The sequence below is a fragment of the Tatumella sp. JGM130 genome (genome assembly GCF_018257525.1).
GTDB lineage: Bacteria > Pseudomonadota > Gammaproteobacteria > Enterobacterales > Enterobacteriaceae > Tatumella > Tatumella punctata.
Window position 1 is genome coordinate 73,241 of sequence record NZ_JAERJS010000017.1, and the last position, 6,572, is coordinate 79,812.

Annotated in this window: 7 protein-coding genes and 1 pseudogene; 6 read left to right on the forward strand and 2 right to left on the reverse strand. The window is 52.1% G+C overall.

What is annotated here, in order from left to right:
* Window positions 1-53 precede the first annotated feature (53 nt).
* From JK211_RS17085 to JK211_RS09915, 6 genes and pseudogenes are all read left to right on the forward strand, one after another.
* A pseudogene (locus tag JK211_RS17085) lies at window positions 54-1,332 on the forward strand (LLM class flavin-dependent oxidoreductase); the annotation flags it as partial.
* 61 nt (window positions 1,333-1,393) lie between these two features.
* Window positions 1,394-2,332, forward strand: coding sequence for an ABC transporter substrate-binding protein (locus tag JK211_RS17090; protein WP_212708517.1), 939 nt, complete (start codon window positions 1,394-1,396; stop codon window positions 2,330-2,332).
* Window positions 2,333-2,341: 9 nt separating this feature from the next.
* Window positions 2,342-2,878: a GNAT family N-acetyltransferase gene (locus JK211_RS09900; RefSeq protein ID WP_212708518.1), complete on the forward strand. Its 537-nt coding sequence runs from the start codon at window positions 2,342-2,344 to the stop codon at window positions 2,876-2,878.
* Window positions 2,871-3,797 (forward strand): amino acid ABC transporter permease, encoded by a 927-nt coding sequence (locus tag JK211_RS09905; protein ID WP_212708507.1) that lies wholly within the window; start codon window positions 2,871-2,873, stop codon window positions 3,795-3,797. The genes JK211_RS09900 and JK211_RS09905 overlap by 8 nt, the downstream gene beginning before the upstream one ends.
* Complete coding sequence (locus JK211_RS09910; RefSeq protein ID WP_212708508.1) at window positions 3,797-4,576, forward strand: amino acid ABC transporter ATP-binding protein; 780 nt, start codon at window positions 3,797-3,799, stop codon at window positions 4,574-4,576. Before JK211_RS09905 ends, JK211_RS09910 begins: the two co-directional genes overlap by 1 nt.
* A gap of 10 nt (window positions 4,577-4,586) precedes the next feature.
* The gene (locus JK211_RS09915) at window positions 4,587-5,495 is read left to right on the forward strand and encodes an ABC transporter substrate-binding protein (protein ID WP_212708509.1); all 909 of its coding nucleotides are present in this window, start codon (window positions 4,587-4,589) and stop codon (window positions 5,493-5,495) included.
* Between the two features lie 77 nt (window positions 5,496-5,572).
* Here the strand turns inward: JK211_RS09915 and JK211_RS09920 are convergent, their stop codons facing one another.
* Both JK211_RS09920 and JK211_RS09925 read right to left on the reverse strand, forming a co-directional pair.
* Window positions 5,573-5,758, reverse strand: coding sequence for a hypothetical protein (locus JK211_RS09920; protein ID WP_212708510.1), 186 nt, complete (start codon window positions 5,756-5,758; stop codon window positions 5,573-5,575).
* Between the two features lie 113 nt (window positions 5,759-5,871).
* Window positions 5,872-6,204, reverse strand: a complete 333-nt coding sequence (locus tag JK211_RS09925; RefSeq protein WP_212708511.1) for a DUF1622 domain-containing protein — start codon at window positions 6,202-6,204, stop codon at window positions 5,872-5,874.
* Window positions 6,205-6,572: the final 368 nt, after the last annotated feature.

Genomic DNA, 6,572 nt, shown 5'->3' on the forward strand with positions numbered 1-6,572 from the left:
TTAAATAGCAGTATCACTCAGAAAATAAAATATTACTTTTATAAGGGATCGCTATGTCTGTAAAACGTCAGTTAAGACTGGGAACTATTCTGCACGGAGCATCAGGTAATATGTCGGCGTGGCGGCATCCGTCGGCCACCGCTGATGCCAGCATTAATATTGATTTCGCTACAGAAACTGCCAGAAAAGCAGAGCAAGGGAAACTGGATTTTCTGTTTGTGGCTGACGGCTTATATATCAACGAAAAATCAATTCCGCATTTTCTTAATCGTTTTGAACCCCTGACATTATTATCCGCACTGGCCGGGGCAACCCGTCATCTGGGGCTGGTCGGGACGGTATCGACCTCCTACAGCGACCCTTTCACCGTCGCCAGACAGTTCGCCAGTCTGGATCATCTGAGCGGTGGCAGAGCTGGCTGGAATGTGGTGACTTCTCCGCTGGAGGGGTCGGCAAAAAATTTCTCCCGTCAGCAGCACCCTGAGCATGGTTTACGTTACCGGATTGCCAGTGAATATCTGGACGTGGTGAAAGGGCTGTGGGACTCATGGGAAGAAGGGGCGTTTATTCGTGATAAACAGAGCGGAGTGTTCTTCGATAAAGAAAAACTGCATACCTTAAACCACCACGGCGAGTTTTTTGACGTTGCCGGGCCGCTCAATATTGGCCGTACCCCGCAGGGCAGGCCGGTGGTCTTCCAGGCCGGTGCCTCCCGTGACGGTAAAGCGCTGGCGGCCAGACACGCGGATGCTATTTTTACCCATCAGAAAACCCCCGATGAAGCCAGAGCATTTTATCGTGATGTCAAATCACAGCTGGCGGAATATCAGCGCAGCCCTGACCAGCTGCATATTTTCCAGGGAGTCTCTGTCATTATCGGTGATGATGCTGACGATGCTGAACGTCAGTACCAGCAAACGGCGGCACTGGTTTCCATTGAGGACGCGCTGAATTACCTGGGCCGTTATTTCGAACATCATGATTTTAGTCAGTATCCGCTGGATGCTCCTTTCCCTGAACTCGGCGAGCTGGGCGGTAACAGTTTCCGCAGTACCACCGACGAAATTAAACAGAATGCCCGTGAACGGGGTTTAACCTTACGCCAGGCGGCGCTGGAAGCAGCAACACCCCGGCCAGTATTCTCCGGGACGGCAGAGCAGGTGGCCGACGGACTGCAGTTCTGGTTCGAAAGTGGTGCGGCTGACGGCTTTATTATTAATGGCGGAACCCCGGAAGTGTTCGCGCGGTTTGTGGATGAAGTCATCCCGCTATTACAGCAGCGCGGCCTGTTCCGCAGGGATTATCCGGGATCCACCCTGCGTGATTCATTCGCGCTTCACCCGCCGGTAAACCAGTTTCAGTCAGCCCCGCAGGTACAGGAAGCCCTATGACAATGTTCAATAACAGATTACGCCGGTTTATCGTGCTGGCCGGACTGGCAGCTGCTTACAGCAGTGCCGCCGATGTCAGGATCAACAATACCAATGTCAGCCTGGCAGCCAATGCCCGCCCGGTGGATACGGTGAAAAATCCGACAGCTATCAGCCAGATACCGAAAAACTTTCACTTTGTTCACCCCGGGGAATTTACCGTCGCCGTCAGCGGGATGACCGAACCGCCGTTAGCAGTGATGGCTGATGACAATAAAACCCTGATTGGCAGCGAACCGGACATTGCCAGGCTGATTGCCGACAGCCTGGGGCTGAAACTGAATATTGTCCAGACGTCCTGGGATGACTGGCCTCTCGGTGTCAGCAGTGGCCGGTATGATGCAGCAATTTCCAATATCACGGTGACCAGAGATCGTAAACAAAAATTCGACTTTGCCACTTACCGTAAGGATCTGCTGGCCTTTTATGTCAAAGATAACTCTCCGCTGAAATCAATCACCAAAGCTGCGGATATTGCCGGGCTGAAAATTATTGTCGGCTCAGGCACTAACCAGGAAGCTATTTTACTGGCGTGGGATAAAGAAAACCGCAGCCACGGGCTGGCCCCTTTTACTCCGGTATATATGCCTTCCGGTTCTGCAGAGAGCCTGGCGTTACTCTCCGGACGGGCTGATGCCTATTTCGGGCCCCATGTACTGGGTGCATGGAAATCGCAGGTTACCGGGCAGACACGGTTTGCCGGTGCCGTTGATGGCGGCTGGCCTAAAGCGGCACATATCGCGGTCACTATGAAAAAAGGTAACGGACTGGACCGGGCGGTACAGACTGCCCTGAATGGCGTGATTAACAATGGCGATTATCAGAAAGTATTAAATCGCTGGGGAGAAGGGCTGGAGGCTTTGCCATCGTCTGAAATTAATCCCCCCGGGCTGGGTGACTAGGAGGCAATGATGACAGCGACCGGCTTTCGGATTGTTTCTCCTGATGCACAAGAGTTACAGCCGATTCTTAAAGGGTTATTTGCTGAATACGGACAGCGTTATGGTGACTATTTCCGCGGGCATCATCAAGAAGAACCGACGGATTATTATCTGGCCCCGCGCGGACTGTTTCTGGTACTGGAGCAGGACGGTGAAATTATCGGGACCGGGGCATATAAATATTTCGACGATCATACGGCCGAAATAAAACGTATCTGGACGCGGGCATCATTACGCGGACAGGGGATTGCACAGCGTATGGTCACCCGACTGGAACAGCATGCGAGACAGGCCGGTTACCGTGCTTTGTATCTGACCACCGGGTTTCGTCAGCCGGAAGCGGTCGCGCTTTATCTGTCGCTGAATTACCAGCCGGGCTTTGATGTCCGGCGGGATTTTGAAGAATACAGCCGGCCGCCGTATGACGGACGGCTGAGGTTTACAAAATCGCTGGTTACCCCGCTGGCCGCGGTGGTACCCCATTACGGAGCTAACAGCCATGTCTGAGTCACCTGTGTCGAAAAAAGTCGTACCGGTCCGTTATCCATGGCGTATTGCCGGCACCCTGGTGTCGGTACTGATTTTTGCCGGAATTATTCAGTCGGTCGCGTTTAATCCCCGTTGGGAATGGGGGGTATTTGCGAAATGGTTTTTTAATCCGGTGATCCTGCAAGGCCTGGGACGTACCTTACTGATGACCCTGGTCAGTGCATTACTGAGTGTGGTGATCGGCGGTGCTCTGGCACTGGCCCGGCTGTCGTCATCCCCGTTACTGAAAGCGCTGGCCTGGGGCTATATCTGGCTGTTTCGTTCTCTGCCGCTGATTGTGGTGCTGATTATTTTGTATAACTTTTCTTATCTGTACGACACCCTGTCGCTGGGTATTCCCTTCACTCCCTTTAACTGGGGACATTTTCAGACGGTGAATGTGCTCGGGCAGTTTCAGACGGCAGTGATCGGGCTGACACTGGTACAGAGTGCGTATACGGCTGAGATTATCCGCGGCGGGTTCCAGTCGGTTGACTTTGGTCAGTATGAGGCGTCGGCAGCTCTCGGGTTACCCGCATGGCGCAGAACCTGGCGGATTATTCTGCCACAGGCATTGCGGGCCATCTTACCGACAGGCTTTAACGAGATTATTGGTCTGGTGAAAGGCACCTCAGTGGTTTATGTACTGGCAATGCCGGAACTTTTTTACACGATTCAGATGATTTATAACCGTAACCAGGAAGTGATTCCGTTACTGATGGTCGGAGCCAGCTGGTATCTGGTGATCACCAGTGTACTGGCCGTGCTCCAGTTGCTGGCAGAGAAAATGCTGGCCCGCAGTGAGCGTAAAGCTGTCTCTGCTGCCGTCCCCCGTCGTTCGCGTATCTGGTCGCGGGTCGCTACCCAGCGCCGTGGTCTGTCAGAGGAGGTCTCCTGATGTCAGTGAATACCGATAAAAAAGGAAAGATTTCTGTCAGCGGCGTCAGTAAATCGTATGGTCAGTTCCGGGCGCTGGATCACATTGATCTGGAAATTCCGCCGGGATCCGTCACGGTGATCATCGGACCTTCCGGTTCAGGTAAGTCAACCTTGCTGCGTACCCTCAATCGGCTGGAAAAACCGGACGAGGGCTTTGTCCGGCTGGATGATGACTATATTGGCTATCGTGAGAAAAACGGTAAATTGTATGAATTACCGGAAAAAGCATTGCTTAAACAGCGTCTTAATGTCGGCTATGTGTTTCAGAATTTTAATCTGTTCCCCCATATGACCGTGCTGGACAATATTATTGAAGCGCCGGTAGTACATAAAAAGCTGTCACGCAGTCAGGCCAGACAAAGGGCGGAAGCGTTGCTGACGATGGTCGGCCTGCAACAGAAAGCGGATGCCTGGTCACGTCATCTGTCCGGGGGACAGCAGCAGCGGGTGGCGATAGCCAGGGCACTGGCACTGCAGCCAAGGGTATTATTATTTGATGAACCGACCTCAGCCCTCGACCCCGAGCTGGTGGGGGAAGTACTGGACGTTATTGCCAGGCTGGCAAACTCCGGGACGACGCTGGTGATTGTCACCCATGAGATCGGTTTTGCCCGCCAGATAGCTGACCAGGTGGTGTTTATGGTTGATGGAAAAATCGTCGAGCAGGGCAGCAGTGAACAGGTGCTGAATAATCCCCGTCATACGCGGACGCGTAATTTTTTAGCCAGTGTTCTGTAAGGAGAAATCCATGGGGTATCAGCCGGTTATTTGCTCACTGATCATCGGGATGGCTGTCAGCAGCGGGGCCCGCGGGGCAGCATTACCCGATCTGCAACAGAATCAGACCCCGATACACACCCCGCTTAACCGGGCGGCGGTCGCACTGATACCGCCCGGCTATCATTTTGCCAGACCGGGGGAACTGACGGTGGCGATTTCTGCACAGAATTCCCCGCCACTGGCCCTGCTGGCGGATGATAATCAGACACGGATCGGCAGTGATCCTGATATCGCCAGGCTGCTGGCTGATAGTCTGGGGCTGAAACTGAATCTGGTCCCCGTCAGCTGGGAAAACTGGCCGCTGGGTATCAGCAGTGGCCGCTATGATGTGGCGCTGGTCAATATTGCGGTCACTGAACAGCGTAAACAAAAATATGATTTTGCCAGTTACCGGACTGATTCTCTGGCGTTCAGTGTCCGGAAAAATAGCCCGATCACCCGTATCAGTAAGGCAAAAGATATTGCCGGATTAAAGGTAGTTGTCGGTTCAGGCACTAACCAGGAACGGATTTTACTGGGCTGGAATCAGCAGAATATTAACTGGCACTTACCTCCGGCAACCCCTGTCTATCTGACAGATGATGCGGCGGATAATCTGGCATTACTTTCCGGGCGGGTGGATGTTATTTTCGGGCCACAGGCAGCCGCAACCTATAAAGCCGCGCTGACCGGTCAGACGCGGGTTGCAGGCACGGGGCCGGTACAGGCCGTGGTGGCAGCCACCACCCAAAAAGGGAATAAACTGGTGTTTGCGGTGCAGGAAGCCCTGAATGGTGCTCTGCGTAACGGCACCTATCAGCAGGTAATGAACCGCTGGGGGTTACAGGATGAAGAGATTACTCATTCGCAGGTGAACCCGCCGGGCATCACTTATTAAGCAGGCAGGGGAAAGATATGCGGGGCTCTGCTGATACGGAGCCCCGCAAAATACGGCTGATATAACAGCGGTCTGTGTTACTTATTATGGTTTTTTCTGTGAAAAGCCAGACGTTCTTCAAAGAACTCTTTCAGCTCACCTTCCAGCCCGTGTATTTTTTTCTTCAGCTGATTCAGAAGAAATTCATCACTGTTCATATTTTCAATCTGCATCATCGCCAGTTCATCGACATAGCGTTTTTGCTCCGAAGTTAGTTTGGTCATCAGTCTGCGTCTCTGTTACTCGTATTGTGGACGGAAATTTCCGTAAATGATGCTGCTCCAGTGGTCTTCTGCAGCAGCACAGGTCTGTAAATCACAGTGCGTTACCGCCGGGATTATTTTTCCTGCGGCGCATGTTCCAGTTCCTTTGCCAGGAAAAAGTTCAGGAAGGTACGTATGACGGCAATGATCCCCAGTTTAATCAGACTGTCCAGATCAGGGTCGACCGTTGTGGCGAGGATATCTGCAGCTAACTGAAACTCCAGCGCCATCGCCAGCCAGTTACCAAAGCAGTAACGGGCAGCAGCTCCCCCTCTGCCGCGGCACAGTACCCGCAGTGTGCGCAGTAATCCGATAACCACACAAATGACCGAAATCGTTTCCAGTGCTAACTGGAAAAAATGCACACAACTGACCAGTCCTTCACGCCAGTAAGTCAAATCCCACATCCCGGACCCCGAATTGATTGTTATACCCTGCGTTTAATACTTCCCTGTCAGCGCGCTGCTGATTTCAGAGAAGTGATCATCTGGATTATAAACCAGTATGGAAATTTCGCTGGGAAACCGGTCTGAACTCCCTCCCTCAGGCTATGTTGTCACTTATGGGGAAAGCCACCGCTGCGTACTTGTAATAATTATCGTTCAGTAAATATTATCATTAGCAGGTTTACCTGAAGTTAAACAATAACATTTTATAAACAATTAGATGGCGATTAGTTATGTGCCTAACGTAACCTCGGTAGTGTTCAAAATTCTGTGTCATTTCAGTAAACTAATCTAAAAAAAGAGATGACACATGACCAGGCCCACCTTAG